Raw genomic sequence first — 24520 nt, 5'->3', positions numbered from 1 at the left:
TTTAGCTTCTCAAAATGAATTCGTTAAATATCTTTTGTAGGCATAATGAGATCTGGTCTAACCTTTAAGAAGTATTTTACTATAAGAGCTGTTCCTAGTGATTCTAAGAGTATACCCATTGCTAGAATAAGAAAAACGGCCTTCCATCCTGCAAAGGTAAAGTATTCTATTTTTGCTACCTCTTCTGAAAGCTGCCCATGATTATGCTGGTGATCATGATCATCATAACTTTCTTCTAAGTGCTGTACCTCTTGCAGATGTTCTTCATCGTGATGATGAGGCAATGCTTCTGTTAAACCTGCCGTTATACCCACTACCCCTACCATCAGCGTAGTAGAGACCAATAGCGCCAGCACTGTAGCCATTACCGTACCTACCACTTTATTTATGTTTTGGGTAAAGTATTTGAATAAATAATATCCTATAAATACCTCTGAACCAATGATCAAGGTGTTTAAACCGACAATGGTAATCCCTCCGTGACCAAAAAATGCTAATATGATGTTCACAACAAATACCGCAAGAAAACCTAGCTTAGGCCCTATCAAAATCCCTGTCATAACTGCAAGACTTAAATGCACCGGCACAATTACTAAAGGTACCGACATACCTAATAGCATGATAGCTGCTGCTATACCGGTAAAAGGAATTTTTTTTCTTGCTTCTTCTTGGTCCATACTCTTAAATATAAAAAACATGATACTAAAGGTTAGTAGGTATCCTAAAACCCACCAAAGTGTTGGAATTATTCCGTCTGGCATATGAATATGACTCATTTTTATTACCTCCTTATAATCCTATTTTTATTTATGTCACATAGTTTTTGTATCAATTGTACTTACATCTATATTCTATATTTTAGCCAGATTTATGTCAATTAATTCCATGTATTCTAGTTTTTACCCAAATCCAGTAAATAAAAAAGCAGATTTTGCAATAAATGCAAAACCTACTTTTTCATCCTGATATTTATCAATATTTGGTTTACCCTTATTGATTACAGTAATAATTTTTTATTTTATTACCTGCACCTCATAGCCTTGTTCCTCCAGTTGATTAACTTTTTTCCCTAGTTTATTTCTGTTGACAAAAAAGTTAGTAACAAGACTTCCTCCCCCCGTTAGTTTTTCTGTAAGATCAATGACCTCTTTCAACTGCTGTTCCTCTGTAAAAACAAGGGCTACTTTTTTCTCCATTGTAGGAATCTTGAAGTTTCTTTCCTTTAAAATGGTTATAATTCTTTCAAAGCCGATAGAAAAACCTACGGCAGGTATACTATCCTTTTGGAACTTGCTCAGTAAATTATCGTAGCGTCCTCCGCCAGCTATAGAACCCCTAAAGTCTTCACTAACAATTTCAAAAATAGGTCCTGTATAGTAGCCCATACCCCGCACTAAAGTTGGCTCAAAATCAATAGGATAATACTTTGAAACAATATCTATAGCCTTTTGTAGCTCCTTGGCATGTTCACTGTCAAAACCACCTATGTTTGTGTTTAATAATTCCAGTAACTTATGTACTTTTGCTTCCTCATAGGCCTTGTCTAGTAGTTCTTGTGTTACACCGTCTTCCCCCACCTTGTCCATTTTGTCCAATGTGATACAAACGGTGTCAAAGTCTTCTTCTTTGAATCCAGCCTTCACCACCATGTCTTTTAAAAGACGGCGATCATTGATTTTAATAGTAAAGTTTTTAAAGCCTAGTTCATATAATGCTTTCGGAATCGTTAACAGTAAGTCAATTTCAGCATAAATGCTTTTTTCCCCAATAATATCAATATCACATTGGGTAAACTGACGAAATCTTCCTTTTTGAGGTCTTTCTGCACGCCATACATAACCCATCTGAAAGGACTTAAATGGTGTAGGTAATTCATTGCGATTATTAGCATAGAACCTACTCAAGGGCAGCGTCAAATCAAATCTTAGACCTAAATCACATAAAGCATTTTCAGATAGTTCATCGAAGGTCAGCTTGTCCCCCCGTTTTAGAATTTTAAATAATAGTCTAAGATTTTCACCACCTTCACTATGATTTAAAAGTTCTAGATTTTCAATACAGGGGGTCTCCATCTGCATATAGCCTCTTTGCCGATAAGTTTTTTTAATAGTGTCCTGTACCCAATTTCTTAACTCCATATCTTGCGGTAAAACATCAAAAGTACCTCTTACAGGATTAGAATTAAATTTCAATGATATATCCTCCTCTATTTTAAAGTTTGATTTTAATCTATGTGAGTTTCAATGTCTGATAAAATCCTATTTCTTTTATTTCTAAATCCATAGGATTCTATACATTTATTCTATTCTAACTACAGAGATTTCTATAGCTAATTAATTTAAGTTATGCAATTATTTTTTGCACAGAAACCAACCCAATCAACAAAGGCAACGATTCAGCATTTATGGTTCATCTATAGGGTTGATTAACCATATAAGAATTAGTATACCAAAGGTAATTTAATAGAACAACTGCTTTGTTATTTTTTACTAAATAATAACTTTACAGCTTTTATCCATGAGACCCTCCAAACCCGTATACTATTTTAGCTAACTATGTTATAATTTTGCTATTCATAATGGGAAGTTTGGAGGTATATACTTTGTTAGAGATTTTTAGAAAAAAAAACCCTTGGAAATCCGTTAGTTATTTATACAAGATTTTTATGATTTTGCTCTCGTTAACGATTGTGCTTCTGTCTGTATGGGATCTGATTTTTCCCTTCAGTGAAGCAACAGAAGGATTGGTCAGTAAAATCGATTGGTTGATCTGTGGCGTATTTGCAGCAGATTTACTTATTCATTTAAAACTAGCGAAAAACAAAAAAAAATTTATAAAAACCAGTATTATAGAAATTATCGTCATTACTCCTTTTACCATTTTCTTGAAGATTCCTGGTTTTTTTAGAAACTTTAACTTTTTCCCAAATAAAACAATAGCTCCTTCATTTTATTTACCACCTGGCAGTAGAACTGTTCTTGACAAAGTTAACTTATTGTTATCGCAAAAATTCATTATACGGTCCATTGCTTTTATCATGCAACCTAGTGTAACTAGAGTAGCTAAGTTTTTTAACTTATCTAGAAACTATTTTGATAAAACAAAAAAAAGTCAGTAAAAAAGTGAATATAATCATTTTTCATAGAAAAAGTTTTTTTAACCCCATATAATTATTGAATATTTAACAGTCTCTCTTACTATATATAGATACAAGAGCAGTATTAGACATTCAATAATTATGTGGGGTAATTTTATGCTAAAAAAAAGTAAATCCATCATCTTTATCATTGTTCCTCAGTGGCTATTTATTGCATTATCTATTGTGATTATTTTTTTATCTTTTTCTATTGTACATAAGACCATTACTTCTATTTCCAATAGAGATACAATGCTTGAAACTACCGTTGTTATAGATGCTGGACATGGGGGGATCGATGGGGGAACCTACGATAAAAATCTCATGTTATTGGAAAAAGATATTAATCTTGATGTGGCTTTAAAGGTTCAAAGAATCTTGGAACTTAATGAGATCAATACAGTTTTAACAAGGGAAAAGGATGTTTCCTTAGAAGGAAAAAGCAATCTCCAATCTACAAGACATGCAAGAGATTTAGATGCTAGGCGGCAAATTATCGATGGTAGTCGCAGCAATTTATTTGTTAGTATTCATGTGGATGCGCAGCCAAAAAATCTCAATACCAGAGGTGTGAAGATTTTTTATAACAAAAATTCTCAAAAAGATAAACAAATTGCGGAAGAAATAAAAAAGTCTGTTGACCTTATTGTCGTTGATGAATTCTTAAATAATAATTCTATAAAAACAGAAATAGCCCCAGGAAACTTTTATGTTCTAAGGGCTACAAAAACTCCTGGGGTATTAGTAGAAATAGGCTACATAACAAATATTGAAGACAGAGAACTACTACAACAAGAAGCTTACAAAAAACATATTGCTTTGGCCATCAGTGATGGCGTTATACGGTACTTGATTAAGACTGGAGAGTTTTATTAACTTCAGTCATTTTTTATGTCTGCTACAGCATTCATTTCAATAATCTGGGAAATTGTTACAAACTTATATCCCCGATCTTTTAGCTCTGGCAAAATCTCTTTTAGTGCTTCTAGAGTTTGACTTTCTCCCTCTACATAGTCGTGTAGAAGAATGATATCACCATTTTGGGTTTTTGAAAGAACTGTCTGTACAATTTTATATACACCAGGATTGCTCCAATCCTTTGAGTCTTGATGCATTGACCATAGTATGATCTTAGACCCTGCTTCTTTGGCAATTGCTATAGTATTTTCATTATAAAAGCCAAAGGGAGGACGGAAAACTTGAGATCTCACACCAGTGATAGAAAATATAGCTCTCTGAGTTTTTTCAAACTCTTCTTCTATCTTTTCTTTAGAAGTTTCTCTCACATTAATATGACTATAAGTATGGTTACCAACCTCATGCCCTTGTGCCACCATCTTTTTTACTACTTCTGGATACCGCTCCACATGTTTTCCTAAAACGAAAAAAGTAGCTTTTATATCGTGTTCTTCTAATAGCTCTAAAATTTGTGGAGTATACCTAGGATGCGGGCCGTCATCAAAAGTTAAGGCAACAATTTTTTGATCTGTTGGACCATTCCACACGATTTCAAAGGTAAGCTCTTCCTTATCAGCATTTACCTGTTTATCTAACACAGCTTTATGAAGAGATACAGTAGTAAAAATAATCATAAGCCCCACGCCTGTTGCAAAAACAAGAAATTTCACTTTGTTTTTCATAGATCACCTCTTATTTACTTGAGTTGTGCAATTATTTAATACAGCAGTGAAAATAGTTAAGGAAATTCCACAAATCCAGTTATTTATTAAAATACTGGAGATAACATTGGTTTTTATCATCTCCATAAAGAATATATGCAGTTAAAAAAGGGTTTTATTACGGTTATTTTACATTTGTTTCATATACATCTATCACCCATTTTATCTTTACTTCATAAAATGATTATAGGTGTATATTTTGAAAAAGATTATAGGAGGTGTATCTTCTTGGTTGACTATTTGTCACAGTATAACATCATTTATATTGGATTAATTGCCAGCTTAGCAGCAGGTTTATGTACAGGGGTAGGAGCACTACCAATTTTTTTTACAAAAAACGTCTCTCACAAAACATTAGATACGATGTTAGGATTTGCTGCAGGAGTTATGTTAGCGGCAACCTCCTTTAGCTTAATTGTTCCTGCTATAGAGTATGCTGGCGAAGGAATTCGCGGTGCCGGCATTGCTGTTATAGGAATTTTGGCTGGAGGGATTTTTTTAGACTTGATGGATCATTTTGCTCCCCACAACCATGTTTTAAAACTTGCTGAAAAAGGCGAAAAAAATAATTTAACAAGGGTATGGCTTTTTGTTATTGCTATCACCCTCCATAATTTCCCTGAGGGTCTTGCTGTGGGGGTAGGCTTTGGTAACGGAAATGTCGGCAATGGTCTGGCTATTGCTATTGCCATTGGTCTGCAAAATATTCCTGAAGGTCTTGCAGTGGCTTTAGCCCTGGTCCGAGAAAAATATAGCGCTACAAAAGCTTTTCTTATTGCTCTTGCTACAGGACTTGTAGAGCCCATCGGAGGCGTCATCGGCGTTGGTTTAGTTCATGTGGCAGAGCCTATTCTTCCTTATGCCCTCACTTTTGCTGCTGGTGCTATGTTATATGTAATCTGTGATGAAATTATTCCTGAAACCCAAAAACATGGTTATGAAAGATATGCAACCTACGGATTGTTGATAGGATTTGTCTTAATGATGTTTTTGGATATCGCCTTAGGCTAATTAATTTTGTTTATACAAATGAAGGTATGATATAATTATGAATATTCCATCTATAAAATCAGTGATACTATAAAAACATAAAGAAAATTTTAATTGGAGGAAAACTTATGAAAAAAGGCAACAACATTGAGTCTGCTATTATTCAATCTGTGGTGTTAAAAGACGATGAAGATGCTTTGGTACTTTTAGATCAAACCCTTCTTCCTGCTGAAAAAAAGTTTCTAAAGATCACAGAAATGAAAGATTTGTGGGAAGCAATCTACGAACTCAAGGTTAGAGGAGCCCCTGCCATTGGCATCGCTGCTGCCTTTGGTATTTATCTTGGTACAAAAGCTTCTACAGCAAAAGATTCCGAGGCGTTGTATGTGGACTTTAAAAAGATTAAAGAGTACCTTGCCTCTTCTAGGCCAACAGCTGTAAATCTTTTTTGGGCATTAAATAGAATGGAAGCTCGCTTTAAAAAGGAGGAAGGCAAAACACCACAAGAAATAAAAATCGCATTAAAAGAGGAAGCAGAAAAAATAAGAGAAGAAGATGAAGCTGTATGCGAGGCTATAGGAAGCTATGGTCTTTCTCTTCTAAAGCCTAACTGGGGAATTCTTACCCATTGTAATGCTGGTACTATTGCTACCTCTAAATATGGTACAGCACTGGCACCTATTTATCTAGGAGAAGCTGAAAACTATAACTTTAAGGTTTACGCAGATGAAACAAGACCTCTACTTCAAGGGGCAAGACTCACCGCATGGGAACTCAAAGAAGCTGGTGTAGATGTAACCCTTATTTGTGATAATATGGCTTCCATTGTTATGCAGGAGGGAAAAGTTCAAGCTGTTCTTGTAGGCTGTGACAGAGTAGCCGCCAATGGTGATGCTGCCAATAAAATCGGTACATCAGGGGTAGCTATTTTAGCCAAATATTACGGTATCCCCTTCTATGTATGTGCACCTATGTCCACCATTGATATGGATTGCAAAACCGGTAAAGACATTCATATTGAACTAAGGCCTCATGAAGAAGTCACATCTAAGTGGTATACAAAACCTATGGCTCCTGAAGGTGTAAAAACTTACAATCCTGCTTTTGATGTAACCGACAATAATCTGATTACGGCTATTATCACTGAAAAGGGTATTATTTATCCCCCCTATACAGAGAACTTAGCTGCTATTTTTGAATCTTAACAAAAATCCCCTTCATATTTATGGAGGGGATTTTCAACTTAATTTATCTTTTCTAAAAAGTTATGATTATAAATTTTCTCTATTTCCTCTATTGCTAATGGCTTGCTAAAAAGATAACCTTGAATATAATCACAACCTCCTATTTTTAATCTTTTATATTGTTCCTCTTCTTCTATCCCTTCTGCGATTACCTCTAGTCCCAAACTATGTACAAGAGAAATTAAACTATCCATAACCTTGATGTTTTCTATTTCTAAAAACTTATCGTTTAAAGATTTATCTAGCTTGATTTTATTCACTGGAATGAAGGTCAAGTAACTAAGAGAGGAATATCCTGTACCAAAATCGTCTAAGGCTATTTTAACACCTATACCTTTAAGTTGATTTAAAAATGCTATAGTACTTTCTGTTCTTTCCAGTAATATTCCCTCTGTTATTTCTATCTCAATATATGCAGGGTTTACACTCTTCTCTTTTAGCGCTTCTTCAAGGAATTCAAGGTACTTTTCATCGTTTAGTTGTTTTGCCGAAAAATTAATAGCTATAGGCTTTAGTTTTAAGCCCTTTTCCTTCCAGACTGCAATCTGGTTGATTACCTCTTTTGTTACCCATTTCCCTATCTCTATAATCAGTCCCGTCTCTTCCGCTACTGGTATAAATAAATCCGGAGATATCTTCTGATCCTTAAGTCTAAGCAAAGCCTCGAACCCTACTAGTTCTCCAGTCTTCACGCGGATTTGTGGTTGATACAGCAGCTTAAAACCTTCTGTCTTCAATGCTTCTCTTAAAGCACTAGCTATTTCAACTTTTCCTTTTAACTTTTCTAGCATTTTAGTATCGAAAAACATGTAGTTGTTTTTTCCAGATTGTTTTACTTTGTACATTGCTGTATCTGCATTCATAATTAATTGGTTAATATTCTTAGTATCATGGGGATAGAGCGTGATTCCTATGCTAAAGTTTATATACAGATCCGTATTTTTAATAATAAAAGGCTTTTTAAATAAATGTAACATTCTTTGAATGTACCCTTCAATCTCACTTACACTTTCTTCATCACTTATAAGAATAAGAAATTCATCACCGCCAAATCTAGATATAAACAGCTTTTCATCCTCCATACCCTTTAGTCGTACTGCCACTTCCTTCAGCACTTTATCACCATATACATGGCCTAAGGTATCATTAATTTCTTTAAAATTATCAAGATCTAAAAGCATAACAGCCCCTTGTTTTTCTTTATGTATCTCTTCTTTGAGTTTTTGCATAAAAGCTCTCCTATTAGGAAGACCTGTTAAAGCATCATGATTGGCGAGATGTTTAATATAAGCCTCCTGCTCCTTCATCTTTGTAACATCCAGCAGGATACCATTGATTAGTTTTAAATCCTCTGCCCTGTTATAAATTCCTTTACCGCTGATCAACAGCCATTTTATATTTCCTGCCTTATCTCTTATACGTACTTGACAGTAAATTCCTTCTTTTTCACCTTTTTCATACTTTCTGTATTCTTCCAATAACACCTCTTTATCTTCCTCAATTAACAACTCCTCTAATATTTTATGGACATCTTCTTTATCTTTAAATGCAATACCGGCAATGCTTTCAAACTCATCAGAAAGATATAGTTGTTTATCTTCTAAATTCATCTCCCACACAGCACTGTTGGTGCCTTTAATAGCAATTTCATATTTTTGTTTTAAGCTTTCTAGTTTTTCTGTATAACTCTGTATTGCACAATATTGAGCTCGCAATTCTTCCTCCGATGCAGCTAACTGTTGGAAGGCCGCCGACACCTCTTCATTAATAATTTTTAGTTCTTCTTCATTTTCCTTAAGTTTCTCAAGAAACAGAGCTGTTTCGTCTAGAATCTCGTTGATGGAGTAAGACAAGCCTAAAAAAGTATCTTCTTTTACTAAGGGAAGGCGGTATCTAGAATTACTTCTCAAGTCTATTTGATGGATATTTTTATTCAATTCCTTCACTGGTTTTATAATGTTGTTTTTTTGTACCCAGAAAAATAGCATAAACATGATCATAGTAATAACTAGTGCGTTTATAAGGGTTTTATATATAGATGCATACACTTCCTTCATAGAAAATCCTAAGGTAACCGCACCAATAATTTTTTCCTCTATTATGACAGGCATCGTAACATGATAAGTCCTAGTCCCTCCCTCTGAATCATAGGTTTCTACTCCGTAGGGTTTTCCTTGCATGATGAAATCCTTACTGTTTTTATCATGAATCGTAGTACCTAAGTTAGCTTTATCACTGTAAGCAATCATTTGCATATCAGCATCCATCATTAGAGCATAAACAATATTTTCTTCTTGGCTTAATTCTTCAACAAGACTCTGATAGCTAAACTTTTTTGTTAATTCCTGCACTCTATCTGCTAAAATTCCTACTTGAACCAAGTTTCCTTCTAAGGTTCTTACAGCGCCATATTTAGTGAAAACACCAAACTCTGCATCTGGTCTTATGTCCTCCATTAGCTCTACTTCATTACTTTGTAAAAAGTCGTATAGAGGGTGCCCATAGAAGGGTTCCCAATCCAAATACCCTTCAACACTTGAGTATAAGATTCTTCCTTCTTTGTTAAGCCAATGGAGCTCATCTACATCTAAATCTTCTGTCAAGTGCACTAAGAATTCATTACTTAGATTGTTTCTATTTCTTATTAAAACCCTGGCAGCTATCCTTATTTTATTTTCTAGCATTTCGTTGATAATCTCCAAAGACGTATAGTGATTCGCTAATTGTCTCGTAATTTGTCTTGTGAGATTTAATCCATCTTGTTGCATTTGACGCAGCAAAAAACTCTTACTGGAGTAGAAGGTTACACTACTTACCCCCAAAAGAGCCACTAAGGTGATCATTAGTGGCTTAAGGATTAGTTTATGTTTATTCACCAGGCTTCTTTCTGGGATGCGTTTGCTTTTATCCATAAATACTCCCCTCTATATAAGGTCAGATAAGTCACCTTAAAATATCAACCAATTATGTTTGTTTTTTATAGATTGCAATTTTTTTCATACTGTAGCAGCTTTCAAAAGCTCTAGCTATTAATTTGTTTATACCCCGCAAGTCATAGAATACTCTCTTGAATCAGCTTTATTTATGCATATATACCATTGTATTTTGTTCATTGCTAAACTGGAAATTTATTCATTTTACTTTATTTCTTGCCGTCTTTATCCTGTCCTACGCTTCATGATATAATGAAGATAAAATAAAAAATTTAGGGGGATGAGGTTTTGAGAGCAGCAGTAAGAAAACAAAAAAAGAAAAAGATGCACGTAGTATCTCTTTTACTATGCTTGGTGGTAGCTTTTTCGGCAGTTTTTTATTTGTATAATCCCAGTATTCTTCAGCGTATTAACGACTTTACCAACAGCATTGGTTTCAGTTTTGCTGACAATTCTCGACAACAATATGTCAGTAATATTATGATAACGGATAAAACTTTTGAAGGAAATACATTTATTGATAAAGGTACAGTATATTTAGATATCGATTTTATAAAAAATTATTTAGATACCTCTATAGAAGTAGACAAAGAAAGCAGAAGAGCATTTATAAATATTTCTCAAAACCACTATAAGTATGAAATCGAAACATTGAATGAGTTTATGAAGGACAAACCTCTCCTATTAAATTTTTTATTAACTAAGGTTGAGAATATCTATTATTTACCTATTGAGGCGATAGCTCCACTTATAGGGTTTGAAGTTCAGTACTTTGCCGATAGAAATTTAGTTGTTATTGATCCTACACACATTGATTCTTTTACTATTTACCATCCTATAGAAGAAAAGTGGCTTCCAACTGAAAATATTGGTCTTGTTTGGGATTATGTCTATCAAGTTACTCGTGATAGAAGAGAAGAAGAGAAGATTTCTGCATTAGATATTGTATCCCCTACTTGGTTTAAGCTATCGAAAAATGATGGTGCCATAGAAAACAACGGAGTACTTGATTACGTAAAGGATGCCCACGAAAAAGGTTATAAGGTATGGGGTTTAGTCACTAACGATTTTGATCCTCATCTTACAAATGAGTTTTTAGCAGATATAGAGGCACAAGATAACTTTATACGACAAATCGTATTATATAGTTCTCTGTATAACTTAGATGGTATTAACATTGATTTTGAGAACATCTACTATGAAGACCAAGATGCTTTTACTGAGTTTGTAAGAATACTAACAGAAAAACTTCATCAATTAAACTTGACGGTTTCGATTGATATTACTATACCCTCCACCAGTTTGAACTGGTCAAAGGTATATGATCGGCAGAAACTTGGGGAAATTGTAGATTATGTAGCTGTTATGACCTACGACGAACATTGGGGTTCTAGTCCCAAAAGCGGTTCTGTAGCATCTATTGGTTGGGTGGAAAAAGGGATTCAGGCAACACTGGACTATATACCTCCTGAAAAGATTTTGTTAGGTTTGCCCTTCTACACTAGGCTATGGGAAGAAGAAAAACAGTCGGAGGGAAGCATCAAAGTTTCTTCAAGAGCTTATGGAATGAATGCTATAGCTTCTATTCTTGAAGAAAACAATGCTGTTATACAATGGGATACTACCACTGGACAATATTATAGCCAATATGAAAAAGAGGAGAAAACCTACAAAGTTTGGTTAGAAGACCAAAGATCCCTTGCCCTCAAAGCCTCCCTCATTGAAAAGTATCAGTTGGCAGGATTTGCTGCTTGGAGGAAGGATTTTGAGAAGGAAGAAGTTTGGGATGCTTTACAAAAAATAGTAAAAGAAAATAAAGATTATAAGGATTTAGAATTTTAATTTTACAAAAAGCCTAAAAGATTTAGGCTTTTTTTGTTGACATTATTTTCCTCATGCTATATTATATAACTGTATTAAGTGTACTATGTTTATTAATACAGTTAGGAGGTGCCTATGATCCAGTTAGACTTTAAAGACCGCAGACCTTTATATGAGCAAATCAAGGAAAAAATCAAGCTCTTAATTATCCAAGGGGTGTTAAAAGCTGATGAAAAGATTCCATCAGTTCGTGAGTTGGCCTTATCACTTACGATTAATCCCAATACCATACAAAAATCTTATAAAGATTTAGAGGTAGAGGGATTTATTTACTCAGTTCGTGGCAAAGGAAACTTTGTAGCACCCTTAGAGCATACTGTCAATCCTATTAGGCAGGAGGAGTTGATCAAGGAGCTTGAAAAAATCGTTGCAGAACTTATGTACATGAATGTGTCTAAAGAACAGCTAATTACTTGCATTAATACTATTTATAAGAAGAAGGGGGTCTCATTAAATGATTGAAGTTACAGAGTTAACTAAATCTTTTGGTACATTTAAAGCCTTAGATAGTCTAAATATCTATGTAAAAGAAGCATCCGTTTATGGTCTGCTGGGTCCTAATGGTGCTGGTAAAACCACTTTGATTAAGCATCTTGCCGGCATCTATCGCCAAGATGCCGGCAGCGTTACAATAGGAGGAGAAATCGTTTATGAAAATCCAGCAGTAAAGTCTTCTATGGTATATATCCCTGATGACTTACACTTTTTTTCTCAATACACGATTGAAGAAACTGCAAAGCTCTATGCAGATCTCTATCCTACATGGAATCAAGAACGTTATCTATCTTTAAAACAAGTATTTCCTATCGATGTAAAAAAGAGAATTACAAAGCTATCTAAAGGTATGCAAAAACAAGTGGCTTTTTGGCTGGGTATATGTATCATGCCTAAGGTGATGATCTTAGATGAACCTGTAGATGGACTGGATCCTGTTATGCGTAAGAAGGTATGGAATCTTATGCTTCAGGATGTGGCAGAGCATCAAACAACCATCCTAGTTTCCTCCCATAACTTACGGGAGCTGGAAGATGTATGCGACCATGTAGGTATTCTTCACCGTGGAAAAATCGTAGTAGAAAGAGAACTGGATAATATGAAGTCAGATATTCACAAGTTACAAGTGGCCTTTTCTGAAGAAGTTCCCAAGGAGTTTTTAGAAGAGTTAGAAATACTGCATCGCTCTGAAAGCGGCAGCGTTTTATTGCTGATTGTCAAGGGAGAGAAAGAAAAGCTCCTTTCTATTGTGAAAAAGGCAAATCCTGTGATCCTTGACCTCCTACCATTAACATTGGAGGAAATTTTTATCTATGAATTAGGAGGAATGGGCTATGACATCCAAAACATCCTTATTTAAGAAAGGCTTGATTTTAAGTGACATAAAGCGCTTCTGGTGGGTGAGCGTTTTATATGGTCTGTTATTATTTTTTATGTTGCCCCTAAGACATATCATGCTGAAAAATGCAGTTGAAAATGAATGGACAAAAAGACAGCTGGAGAACGCTCTTAACCTTTTTTATTATCAAAATAATGTACAGGTCTTTTTGATCTTTGTCGTACCGGTACTCATGGCAGTATTGGTTTTCCGATACATGCAAAAACCCAATGCTGCTGCTATGGCCCATAGCTTACCTTTTAATAGAAAAACCTTGTATTTCAGCCATAGTGCTGCCGGTTTATTCTTGGTAGCTATTCCTGTAACTTTGACTGCCCTTATGCTTACTATACTTCAAATCACCACCAATTTAGGGGAATATTATTCTCTTATGAATATATTCCAATGGGTAGGACTCACTTTGTTTTTTAATAGCCTCTTTTTTAGTATTACGGTTTTTGTAGGAATGTTTACGGGAAACTCCGTCGCTCAAATAGCCTTTACCTATATTCTACATATGTTGCCGGCAGGAGTTTATGTACTTTATCGGCACAATTTACAGCAATTGCTTCATGGTTATATTTATGATGGCGTTTCTACCTCGATAATAGACAATCTACCTATGTTTGTACTGCTAAGTGCTAGACGTTTCCTATCAATGCAACTTCTACTAACCTATGGGATCATGATGCTATTATTTTTTATTGTAGCATATTATGTATACAAAATAAGAAATATAGAAGTAGCAGGTGATGTTATAGCTTTTACGACAGTACAGCCTATTTTCAAGTACGGAGTAGCTACCTGTAGTGCATTATTGGGAGGGGGTTACTTTTCAGGCTTCTTAAGAGGCGGTTTTTCCACCATGGTTTTTGCATATACACTTAGTTCTCTTTTAGGTTATTTTATTGCTGAGATGCTTATACAAAAATCCTTTAAAGTCTGGTCCACCTATAAGGGTTATATAGCCTATCTCGTTCTATTATTAGTAATACTTACTGGACTGAAAATGGACGTTACTGGCTATGTAGCCCGTGTACCCAACAGCGAAGATGTTGAAAAAGTTTATTTTCATTACAGCTTATACCCTTGGAATCGCTTTGAGGAAGAATTAACTGAGTTGGCCGAAGCAGCTGCTATGGAGGATCTAACATATATTACTAACTACTTTTTTCATGCTGAAGAAAATATAGAAAACATTATAAAACTTCATGAAACATTGATAGAAAATCCGTCTTTTGTATCCGGCAGATCCCAGTACATTATTTATACTTTAAAAAATGGCAAACATCTGATCCGACAATATATAGTAGATGAACGAAAATATGCTTCTTTACTTAAGCCTATTTATGAATCTGAAGAATATAAACGTGGAAGGTTTCCTGTGATTACACAGAAAGCAGAAGATATTAAACTTCTAGAAATTGTAGACTATCGTTCTCCGAAAAGACCAGTTGTACTTGCAGAATCTGCTAAAGTGCAGGAGCTTGTGGAACTACTTCAAGAAGAAATCCAAAAACTGTCCTTCCAGGAGTTGACCTTTTCTGAAAGAAATGCTCCAAGAATTATTATCACTGACAACAACGAAAAGCGTATGGATTATGCCATTAGAAATAGTTATACTTCTGTGATCCAGTGGTTAAAAGAGGAAGGTTTCTATGAAAGTATCCTGCTGTTGCCAGAGGATATAGAATATGTCCTTCTACAAAAAACAGGGGAATCTCCTAAAAATGTAGAAATAAGAGATCCTCAAGTGATAGAAGAACTATTAACCCTCAGCAATTACTTAGAGGATTCAAGCGTAAGTGAAACTATCTTGGTTAGCTTCTACATAAAAAGTTCTTCAGGTCTTGCTCATCATATGGACAATATAGCTCAATCTATACCTGTTTCCGATGAGTTAAGAACTTATCTAAACCAATTAAAATAAAATTCCGTTATAATTTAGGGATGAATTCATGGTGTCATGAATTCATCCCTTTTTTGCTTCTTTGTGATAATGCTCTTTATTGTCTTATTTTTAAAAAATATGTCTATTTATGCTATGGAATTTGTTTTTTTATTCTCAAATCTATACTATAATAGAACTATGAATTTATTCTTATCAGGGATGGTGGCTGATTTGCATAAGGAACTTTATAAGATCAAAAGTATTGCAAAGGCTTTAGAAGAAAATACATATACCGACTCAGATATAGGCTTATTGGAAGAATTAGCAGCAGCTGCTGCCGCTTACAAAAATCATTTACTGAGCATGAAAAATCGTAAAGAAGGTACATCACAAGTCAGCGATCTAAATATGAAAATGGAAAAAATCGCAGAAGAAACCTTTTTATATAAACCTGTCACCACAAAAAACTATTATGATGGTGATTATTTAGAGAGATTTTCTATGATGCGGACTTCTGACTTAAAATCAAGTGGTGTATTTGATCTCCACAATAAGTTCTGGCAAGCCCATGAGGTTTCTGGTGGTAATATTTTTGCAACCATACCCCTTGCTTTGCTGAATGATGTACAATCCTATAAATTACAAAGCTTCAATTGGTACAAAGGGGATGTGGATGTTTATGAAATTGCAAATGAAATTCAATCAAAACTTTCAAAAGGTGAAATGATTACGATTCTTAAAAAAATGTTTGAACACTTTATATTGGTTAGAGAAATTCGTGGCAATATTTTTATGGTACTGCACTATAAAATTTAGACTCCAAATGTTTCCTGTGGAACCATTAGAAAAATGACCACTATAGTGATAGTGGTCATTGAAATTTATAACATTACCTCAACTTTATGCTCCTTCTGATCGTCTACTAAAAGGATGTATTCCTCCTGCACTTTAATGCCATCCAGTTGAATTTCCTTCACCTGATGATTTGTTCCATTAGGATTCTTTACAGTGATATGGTAGTAGGTGTTTTTATACCTATATCTCATCTCATATTGCTGCCAATCCTTCGGTATACATGGATCAATAAATAGTTTGTCTTCATTCTTTTTAAGACCTAGTATAGACTCTACACCAACCTTATACATCCATCCCGAAACCCCGGTATACCAGCTCCATCCACCTCTGCCAGTATGAGGACTGACAGCATATACGTCTGCCGCCATCACATAGGGCTCTAGTTTATAGGTGGCACACTCAAGAGAGGTTCTGGTGTGATTGATGGGATTAATAAGATTAAAAAGCTCCCAAGCCTTATCACCTTCTCCTGCCATGGCGAAGGCTTTAATTACCCAAGTGGCTGCATGGGTATACTGACCACCATTTTCTCTTACCCCAGGAACATAACCTTTGATGTAACCAGGATTTTGTTCACTTTTATCAAAAGGTGGCGTAAAGAGAAGGATTAACCCTTCATCCTTCTTCACTAAGTATTGTTCTACAGCCTCCATAGCCTTCTTGCTTCGGTCCTCTCTGCCGCCTTCAGAAATAATGGACCAGGACTGAGCCAAAGAATCAATTTTACACTCAGTGTTTTGTGAAGAACCTAATGGACTTCCATCATCGTAAAAGGCTCGGATATACCATCCTCCGTCCCAAGCATTTTTTTCTATAGCTTCTGCAATCTTTTTAGCAAAGTCTATATATCTCTTACTTCGCTCTTCTTCCTGCATCCTATTACAGACTTCAGCAAATCCATTTAGGATGGTGTATAAAAACCAACCTAGCCATACACTTTCACCTTTTCCTTTGTTGCCAACTGTATTCATACCATCGTTCCAGTCACCAGAACCCATTAAAGGTATGCCATTTTCTCCAAATTGCAAACCTCTTTCAATAGCTCTAATACAGTGTTCATATACAGAGGCTTTTTCTTCTGAAATTCTCGGTATGCCATATCTTTCATCCTCATGCTCTCTTAAAGGTTCTTCCTCTAAGAACTGTACTTCCTCCTCTAAGATACTGTAGTCCCCTGTATTATGAAGATATTCTACTACAGCAAAGGGCAACCATAATAAATCGTCAGAAAAGCGAGTTCGTATTCCTTTGTCCCCTGCACCTGGATGCCACCAGTGTTGTACATCTCCCTCTACAAACTGATGGGCACAATGTAATAAAATTTGTTCTCTTGTAGCTTCCGCTAAAGGATATACCATATTCATTGCATCTTGAAGCTGATCTCTAAACCCGTAAGCTCCTCCTGACTGATAAAAAGCAGATCTTGCCCATATTCTACAGGATATGGTTTGATATAGAAGCCATTGATTTAACATCAGATTCATGGATAGATCTGGGGTTTTTACTTGAATTGTATCCACCAACTCCAACCAATAGTTTTTTACTTCCTCCAAAGCATTTTTGCTGTTGTTGATATTTTTATATTGATTGACCATTCTATTGATTTCTTCGATATTTTCACTTTGACCAAACAAGCATACTATTTCTCTTTCTGCGTTTGCCTGAAGGTTTACTATTACTTGGAGAGCCACACAAGGATCATATCCTGCCCCTGCTTTATTAGAAAATCCTTCTCTTTTCAATGCAGCAGGGTCACTTAAACTTCCTTCGAAACCTATAAATTCTTGTCGGTCACAGGTATAAGAGCCTATCTTCTCTGAAACAGTTGCAAAAGCTATTCTACCTGGGAAGTCAGAATTATATGGATTTCTTATAAGCACTGTATCTGTGTTTTCATCTTTTTGTGTCACGATATGCTGCTGCGTCACTTGATCACTGACCCCCATCACTGGTCTTAAATAGTAGGTTAGTGTCAATTTTCTGTTGGTATTACTGTTATTTTTTAATTTTATTAGGTTTATTTTTACAGTATCCTCCTTGGGAACAAACATCGTCAGTTCTTGTAAGATCCCTTGGCTATGATGTTGGAAGGTTGAGTAACCTAATCCATGGGCAATTGTATAGCTCTCCTTTTCCCTGATAGGAGAAGCAGTGATGGACCAGACTTCCCCAGTTTCCTCATCTCTTAGGTAGACAATCTCTCCAGAGGGATCAGAAACAGGATCATTGGACCAAGGAGTTAGCTTATTTTCTCTACTGTTTTCTCCCCAGGTAAAACTAGAGCCTCTTTCTGAAACAGTAAAACCAAAATCTTTGTTGGCTACAACATTAATCCAAGGAGCAGGCGTATAGAGGTTTTCCTTCAGCCTAATAATATACTGCCTTCCATCCTTGCTAAATCCTCCGTAGCCATTGTAGTAATCTAAATCTAAGATTTCGTCTTTACTTAAATATTGCTGTTTTTCTTTAGTAAAAACTTTCACCTTTTCTACAGCATCTTCTTGCAGAAATTCTAATTGATTTTGGAGAAAACCAGCTTCTGCCTTGATAACGATTCTAGCTACAGCATACAAGAGGACCTGATCCTCTTGAGGTATCACATCGGCACTACGGATAAAAATACCTCCTGGTTGATCCAATAAGTATCTCCCCTGACTTGCAAAAACCCTATCGTGAATTAGCTGTTGTAACGGTTGTAGATAATTACTCTCATCTTCATTTAATATAACAAGATCCACACTTAAACCCTTCACTCTCCAATATTCGTGTGCTTTTAGCAGCTGGTTGATGGTATCAATATCCTCTGCACTTTTAATTGTTGCTAACACAATAGGTAAATCCCCTGATATACCATAAGCCCAAAGGCTAGACTGAGCTTTGGTATTCTCCTTTAGTACATTCTCGTACTTTCTTCTTATAGGACTCAAGTAAATAATGGAGGAAATCATTTCTTGATAAAGCTTCATCTCCGCTGATTTTAAGTTTAAGTAGCTGGCTTCTACTTGACTTCTAGTAATCGCCAATTGGAAAGAACGTTGCAAAGCGGCATAATCTCTGTACTTTTTTACTAGTTTGATGACTTCCTCCTTAGTATTGTGAATACCTGTAATAAAGGAGATAGTAACAGATTTACCTGCTGGCACTTTTACGGTTTTTCTTAAACTCATGATGGGATCAAGAACAATCCCTGCTGTGCCGCTTAGCGGTTGTTTCAGCCCAATAGCATTGGTGATATTCCTGCCTCTACCTATAAAAGCCCCCCTGTTGGTTTCATATTCAAGTCCCCCCATAGTTTCGCCGTCTACAGTGACAGCATGGAAAATCCATTTGGTTTCCTGACCATGTTCCCTTGGTCTTCTAGAGGCGATCAATCCATCATACTCAGGTAATACCTCTGTTCTCACAAAAAGATTACTGAAGGCAGGGTGAGCAACGTCCGCTGCCTGGTATGTCAAGACTGTTTCAAAATAACTAGTGACCTCTATGTTGGTTGTTTCATTTCCATGGTTGGTCAATGTAACTTTTCTGATCTCTACATCATCCTCTGGAGATACAACAACTTCTGTATGGGTGTCTATACCTTCATCAGTGCGAAGGAAGGATACCTTGTCTTGAAGAAACTTCACCTTATACTCGTCTGGCTCTGAGACAATAGGCTCCTTGGATGTTGTCCATAGCTTATTACTATTAAGGTTGTGAATAAAAATATGTGTGCCATCCTTTCCATGGATTGCATCTTCCCTCCATCTGGTGACCTGTAACTTTTCCATTTTGCTGTAACCAGTTCCAATATTGGTAAGCATCACCGAATACCTGCCATTGGATAGGAGATGACATTTAGGTAAGGTGTTTTCTGGCATACTATAGGTAGCCACCATTCTTTCGTAGCTTCTCTCTTCTTTCTTTAAAGGCTCCACCGATTCTTTATATTGTTTCGTAATGATCATTCTCAATGGAATACGTTCCTGTAACAGTATTTCTCCTGCTCGAACAACAGGATCTCGATGAAATCTTTCCTGCATAATATTGTTATTTAAAAAGTTGTCTAAGGAGGCAAAAATCATACCTTGGTGATGGGCCATAAAGCTTTTTACAACCTCGCCATTTTTACTTTCTGTTACTTTCCTTGGTGTATAATCCTTTGCCTCATAGAAACCATACTCTGCCTCTAAATCTTCTTTGATTAATTCGTGAATATTCTCCATAGCCTCCTTCGGTGCAAAGGGCAGGGCTAGAAAAGTAGAGTACGGCGAGATTACCATATCCTTTGCTAATCCCCTCTTTAGACCTAAATCTGGTATACCGAAGGCTTTATACTGATAGTTTAGGGCCATGTCAAAGGCATAATATCCAGATTCAGAGATACCCCAAGGAACTTTTCTTTGTTGACAGTAGAGTTTTTGTGCTTTTACAGCAGTGGCATAGCTCTCCTCGATCAATGTGTTTTCATAGTTTTTCATTACCAAGTAGGGCATAAAATACTCAAACATTGTTCCTGTCCAAGACACCAGACCTCTGTGTCCCTCAATGATAGACATAGCCCTTCCAAGCTTAAACCAGTGTTTTTTAGGCACTTCTTTTCTAGCTATCGCTAAGTAACTGGTTGTTCTTACTTCCGAAGCCAATAGGTCATAATAAGCGTTGGTAAGTCTCTCTTCATCAACACTGTATCCAATAGAAAACAGATGTCTTTTAGGATCATATAAATGTACAAACTCTGCTGCATCTATTACATCTGTCATTCTTTTTATCAAACCATTTACTTTATTAATGGCACTCTCTATATGACGTACTTTTTCCAGCAGTTCCTTAGCAAGTTCATCTTCTTTCTTATTCTTTGTTTTAGAAAGTATATTTGCATAGGTTTCCCTTAACTCCAGCAAAGACAGGTCCCCTAGATTTGATAGTTTTCGTCGACTGCTTAACATGTCTTTTGAAGGAAAAAAGATTTTTAACTCTTTTCTAAAACTATTTACCGTATCATCAAATCTTCGTTTCCAACCGGACTCTCCTATTTCTTGGGTTGCATGAAGCATTTCAATCTTCTCTATAAATTCATTTAAGTCTACAGTTTCGCTTTTTAATAGTTCTTTTAGGGAATACCTATCTGTACTTTCTACCAACAGCAGGGTATCTACTAAACCCTGTAGGATTTTTTTATCTATAAGAGGTTTTTCTAAGTACTCCTTTAGCCCCTCCTTTACTGTAATTAAATAGCTGATGAAGTTGCCGCTATCTACAGTAGATATATAATAGGGTCTTAAAACCTCTAGGGTTCTTGTATCATACCAATTATAAAGATGACCTTTCCAGGTGTCCATTCTCTCTATCGTTGTCATGGTCTTATCAATACGATCAATCATGTCTCCTGTAGATAAATAACCAAAATCTCTTGCAGACAGAATCGACATTAAGAGAAAACCAATGTTTGTTGGAGAAGTCCTATAGGCCAGTTCATTTGGAGGAAAAACCTGGTAATTGTCTGGTGGAAGATAATTATTTTCTTCTCCTGCAAAATCTTCATAATACGCCCAGGTTTTTCTTGCAATTCTGCGTAATTGTTGGACTTCCTTTTCTTCTAATTTTTCTTCCTCTTTCTCTATTTCTTTGCTAATCTCAAAAGCAATAAATGGTGCCGCAATCCATAAAATACCTAGGGGAATAGCATACACTAAATAATAAGGATTGGCATACAAAGTCCCAAGGAAAACTATTCCTGCAATAAGAATAGAGCTTTGCATCCTTTTTATAGAACTTTTTTGATCATTTTTTAAATTTTTTTCCACATCAGCTGCAGTAACCCATTCCAATAAATTTTCCTTTGAAATATAAACACGATACAGGGTACGAACAATAGCATCCCCCATCATATATGCCTGATAAGGCAAAAAAATCAATGTTAATAGCGCTTGATACAGACTGGCTTTTAATCCCACAATTAAGTCAGCATTTAACCTTTCGTTGATGGCTTTATAATGCTGTTCTCTTAGATAGTTGTAAAGACTAATTAATAAGGGAAAGGCAATCGTAAGCAGTCCAATGCCTATCCAAAAAATTGCTGCTCCTGGAAATACCATCATACCTAAAGCCAATAAAAACAGCAAAGCTATAGGCACAAGACTTCTTCTCAGGTTATCTACAATTTGCCATTTAGATAAAGGGCTAAGAGGGTTTTTTACAGTTTCTCCTCTTCTGTTTTTGACTGTGGGGAATAACCATCTTATAAGCTGCCAGTCTCCTCGTACCCATCGGTGTAATCTCATAATATAAGCACTATACTTAGAGGGATAATTGTCAATCAATTCAAAATCAGTGGCTAAGCCAGTCCTTACGTAACTACCCTCTAATAAGTCATGGCTCAATACGGTATGATCTGGAATAGCTTCCTCTAAAACGCTAGTAAAAGTATCTATATGATAGATGCCCTTCCCTGTAAAAATTCCTCTTCCAAATAAATCCTGATAAACATCTGAATTAGCCACAGTGTAAGCATCTATTCCTCCTTGCCCTGCAAATACCTTGGTAAAAAAAGAGGTGTTTGTACTTTCTATATTTACACCAATTCTAGGCTGTATGAGACCATAGCCCTCAACAACAATTCCTTTTTCTTCATCAACAATGGGTTTGTGTAATGGATGGCTAGCTATACCAATCAGTTTTTTTGCCGCATCTATAGGCAACTGTGTGTCTGCATCAATGGTAATGACATATTTGATTTCCCTTAAGTTTGCGGTATTTCCTGATATAATCTTATAGGATGTCTCCTTCGAACCTTTTATTAGTTCATTCAGTTCAACAAGAGCACCTCTTTTCCTTTCCCATCCCATCCATTTCTTTTGTTTCTCACAAAATTCTCTTTTTCTATGAAAGAAATAAAAAATATCTTTTCCATACTTTTTATTTAACTTCTCAGCTGCTGCTATTCCTGCGTCAATGATTCCTTGATCCTCTGGTAACTCCATTCGGTCGGTATCTTTATAATCTCCCGCCAAAGCAAAGTAGAGATGATCTTCTTTGTTAGCAAGATAAAATACCTCTAACTGGCTCATGATTTCCTTTACTCTTTCTTTATTAGGAAGCAGGGTTGGAACTACCACAAGCGTGGCAACCTCACTTGTCATTCCCTCTCTGTACTCAATCCTAGGTAGAAGAGTAGGAGGAAACATATGTGTTAAAAGCCAGTTTGTGAAGGTAACAGCAATATCGCTGGCGGGAATAAGAACAACCAACCCTGCTAAAATTAGCACCCCTACATTTGTGCTAAACCGTAAGCTATAGGCAATAGCTGCCAAAAGAATACAGGCGGTAATAAGGGATATAGGTAACAAGTAGGTGGATAGCGGTTTATTTTTGAAAGTGTCCTTTTCTGCTGCATGACCTAAACTCTCAAATAGTGTTTTTCTTCCCTCATCCAACAGATAAAATCCTACATGCTTTCTTTTATCCCCATCATAAGTTTGACTGGCATCTTCACTACATTCCACAGCCTTTCTTGCTACTCTAGTTTCTGGTTCCTTTAGTTTTTTAGCTATTTTTTCAACATGACTCCTATAATAGTCTCGAGAATCAAAGTCTAATTTAGGATAAACGCCAGCAGGATCATCCTTTAAAACTTCTTCTACCACACTCAAACTTTCAAAAATATCATTCCAGTCTATTGTAGCAACAACATTTAAACTGGTAATAGAGTTTCCTATGGCTATTTTTTTTGCTGCCTGTTCTCTATGTTCTTCTTCAATTAATCCCTTTATAGAGGTATTATAATCTTTTAATTTCTTTTCAAGATAGGTGATGATTTCCCCCGTCTCCACACCTTCTCTTCTTAAAACCCTTAACAAATGCTCCACATAAGAAGCATTGCCTCTGCCATCTATCTCAATATTTTCCTTCACTGCAAGTAAAATTTCTTTTTCCGATAACCCTACAACCTTTTCAGCTTTTTCCCATTCTATATGATTATGATAGATTTTTTCAGAAATCCTTCTAATATTTTCGATCAAAGCACATCGAGTCATTAGGGATAGAGACCAAATCTCAGCGATTTTCAAAACCCTTTGAGATTGATAAGACTCAATATAATTCATTAACAGTTTTTCCTCTAATTTTCCTTCCGTGTGAGCAACGAATTCTAGAGCAATAGCATAGGTTCTTGGAAATCCCTTTAGAAAACCATTATTCAGTGTATCAAGTTTTAAGAATTTTTCTTTATGTAGGTTTTGTCTTACTTCTTTTACTTGTTCCTCCACTTTATAAAAGTTATCAAGAAGCCACTCAGAAGCAGGAGATAAATCTTGTTTATGTTTTAAGGCCTCATTAAAACTCTTATATATAAAGGTAATTTGCTCAAAGTTTTCATCTAATCTCTTCACCAAATGTTTTAAGGATCTACTTTCATGAAATACAGTATGGTTTTTGGCAATCTTTTTTGCATGCTTCTCTAGTTCCTCTGGAGTTAATAATATATCCTTTAGATATATATTTTTATGATCCTCACTTTTTCCATTATTTGTGTTAAGAAACATATGTATTTCATCTCCTT

The 24520-nt window shown here is 35.7% G+C and carries 14 protein-coding genes; 9 read left to right on the top strand and 5 right to left on the bottom strand.

Translation table 11 applies throughout. The annotated features are described in order from the left end of the window. Positions 1-23: 23 nt before the first annotated feature. Positions 24-776: an energy-coupling factor ABC transporter permease gene (locus CACET_RS02560; protein ID WP_044823112.1), complete on the bottom strand. Its 753-nt coding sequence runs from the start codon at positions 774-776 to the stop codon at positions 24-26. Between the two features lie 237 nt (positions 777-1013). Further along, positions 1014-2192 carry a histidine--tRNA ligase gene (gene hisS / locus CACET_RS02555; RefSeq protein ID WP_242846865.1) on the bottom strand — a complete coding sequence of 393 codons (1179 nt, stop codon included), beginning with the start codon at positions 2190-2192 and terminating at the stop codon, positions 1014-1016. A gap of 410 nt (positions 2193-2602) precedes the next feature. Between hisS and CACET_RS02550 the strand changes: the two genes are divergently transcribed. Further along, positions 2603-3118 carry a hypothetical protein gene (locus CACET_RS02550; RefSeq protein WP_044823113.1) on the top strand — a complete coding sequence of 172 codons (516 nt, stop codon included), beginning with the start codon at positions 2603-2605 and terminating at the stop codon, positions 3116-3118. 135 nt (positions 3119-3253) lie between these two features. Further along, positions 3254-4012, top strand: a complete 759-nt coding sequence (locus CACET_RS02545; protein ID WP_044823114.1) for an N-acetylmuramoyl-L-alanine amidase family protein — start codon at positions 3254-3256, stop codon at positions 4010-4012. A gap of 2 nt (positions 4013-4014) precedes the next feature. On the opposite strand, the gene CACET_RS02540 is transcribed toward CACET_RS02545, so the two are convergent. Continuing rightward, positions 4015-4776: a polysaccharide deacetylase family protein gene (locus CACET_RS02540; protein WP_044823115.1), complete on the bottom strand. Its 762-nt coding sequence runs from the start codon at positions 4774-4776 to the stop codon at positions 4015-4017. A gap of 267 nt (positions 4777-5043) precedes the next feature. Here CACET_RS02540 and CACET_RS02535 point away from each other — a divergent pair, with 267 nt between their 5' ends. Next, a complete protein-coding gene (locus tag CACET_RS02535; RefSeq protein WP_044823116.1) occupies positions 5044-5826 on the top strand; it encodes a ZIP family metal transporter in 783 nt (260 codons plus the stop codon). Positions 5827-5933: 107 nt separating this feature from the next. After that, entirely contained in the window at positions 5934-7010 is a 1077-nt protein-coding gene (gene mtnA, locus CACET_RS02530; protein ID WP_044823117.1) for an S-methyl-5-thioribose-1-phosphate isomerase, read from the top strand. A gap of 38 nt (positions 7011-7048) precedes the next feature. Here the strand turns inward: mtnA and CACET_RS19345 are convergent, their stop codons facing one another. Continuing rightward, complete coding sequence (locus tag CACET_RS19345) at positions 7049-9961, bottom strand: EAL domain-containing protein (protein ID WP_052661204.1); 2913 nt, start codon at positions 9959-9961, stop codon at positions 7049-7051. Between the two features lie 309 nt (positions 9962-10270). On the opposite strand from CACET_RS19345, the gene CACET_RS19340 reads away from it, so the two are divergent. The 5 genes from CACET_RS19340 to CACET_RS02500 all read left to right on the top strand — a co-directional run bounded on the left by CACET_RS19340 (position 10271) and on the right by CACET_RS02500 (position 15942). Continuing rightward, on the top strand, positions 10271-11824 hold the full coding sequence (locus CACET_RS19340) for a glycosyl hydrolase family 18 protein (RefSeq protein WP_052661205.1): 1554 nt from the start codon (positions 10271-10273) through the stop codon (positions 11822-11824). A 114-nt stretch (positions 11825-11938) separates the two neighbouring features. After that, on the top strand, positions 11939-12325 hold the full coding sequence (locus CACET_RS02515; RefSeq protein ID WP_044823118.1) for a GntR family transcriptional regulator: 387 nt from the start codon (positions 11939-11941) through the stop codon (positions 12323-12325). Beyond that, on the top strand, positions 12318-13217 hold the full coding sequence (locus CACET_RS02510) for an ABC transporter ATP-binding protein (RefSeq protein ID WP_044823119.1): 900 nt from the start codon (positions 12318-12320) through the stop codon (positions 13215-13217). Before CACET_RS02515 ends, CACET_RS02510 begins: the two co-directional genes overlap by 8 nt. Further along, the gene (locus CACET_RS02505) at positions 13192-15165 is read left to right on the top strand and encodes a DUF6449 domain-containing protein (RefSeq protein WP_044823120.1); all 1974 of its coding nucleotides are present in this window, start codon (positions 13192-13194) and stop codon (positions 15163-15165) included. Before CACET_RS02510 ends, CACET_RS02505 begins: the two co-directional genes overlap by 26 nt. A 63-nt stretch (positions 15166-15228) precedes the next feature. Further along, the gene (locus CACET_RS02500) at positions 15229-15942 is read left to right on the top strand and encodes a hypothetical protein (protein WP_158385947.1); all 714 of its coding nucleotides are present in this window, start codon (positions 15229-15231) and stop codon (positions 15940-15942) included. A gap of 65 nt (positions 15943-16007) precedes the next feature. Here CACET_RS02500 and CACET_RS02495 read toward each other — a convergent pair whose 3' ends face one another. After that, complete coding sequence (locus tag CACET_RS02495; protein ID WP_044823121.1) at positions 16008-24503, bottom strand: GH36-type glycosyl hydrolase domain-containing protein; 8496 nt, start codon at positions 24501-24503, stop codon at positions 16008-16010. Positions 24504-24520: the final 17 nt, after the last annotated feature.

It is taken from the genome of Clostridium aceticum, assembly GCF_001042715.1.
GTDB classification, from domain to species: Bacteria; Bacillota; Clostridia; order Peptostreptococcales; family Natronincolaceae; genus Andreesenella; species Andreesenella acetica.
The sequence above is the reverse complement of the archived record's forward strand: the minus strand, read 5'-3'. Positions and strand labels throughout refer to the sequence as shown.

Coding starts and splice junctions, on each gene's coding strand:
- CACET_RS02560 (WP_044823112.1), bottom strand. CDS start 776: ATGAGTCATATTCATATGCCAGACGGAATAATTCCAACACTTTGGTGG.
- CACET_RS02545 (WP_044823114.1), top strand. CDS start 3,254: ATGCTAAAAAAAAGTAAATCCATCATCTTTATCATTGTTCCTCAGTGG.
- CACET_RS02540 (WP_044823115.1), bottom strand. CDS start 4,776: ATGAAAAACAAAGTGAAATTTCTTGTTTTTGCAACAGGCGTGGGGCTT.
- mtnA (WP_044823117.1), top strand. CDS start 5,934: ATGAAAAAAGGCAACAACATTGAGTCTGCTATTATTCAATCTGTGGTG.
- CACET_RS19345 (WP_052661204.1), bottom strand. CDS start 9,961: ATGGATAAAAGCAAACGCATCCCAGAAAGAAGCCTGGTGAATAAACAT.
- CACET_RS02515 (WP_044823118.1), top strand. CDS start 11,939: ATGATCCAGTTAGACTTTAAAGACCGCAGACCTTTATATGAGCAAATC.
- CACET_RS02510 (WP_044823119.1), top strand. CDS start 12,318: ATGATTGAAGTTACAGAGTTAACTAAATCTTTTGGTACATTTAAAGCC.
- CACET_RS02505 (WP_044823120.1), top strand. CDS start 13,192: ATGACATCCAAAACATCCTTATTTAAGAAAGGCTTGATTTTAAGTGAC.
- CACET_RS02495 (WP_044823121.1), bottom strand. CDS start 24,503: ATGTTTCTTAACACAAATAATGGAAAAAGTGAGGATCATAAAAATATA.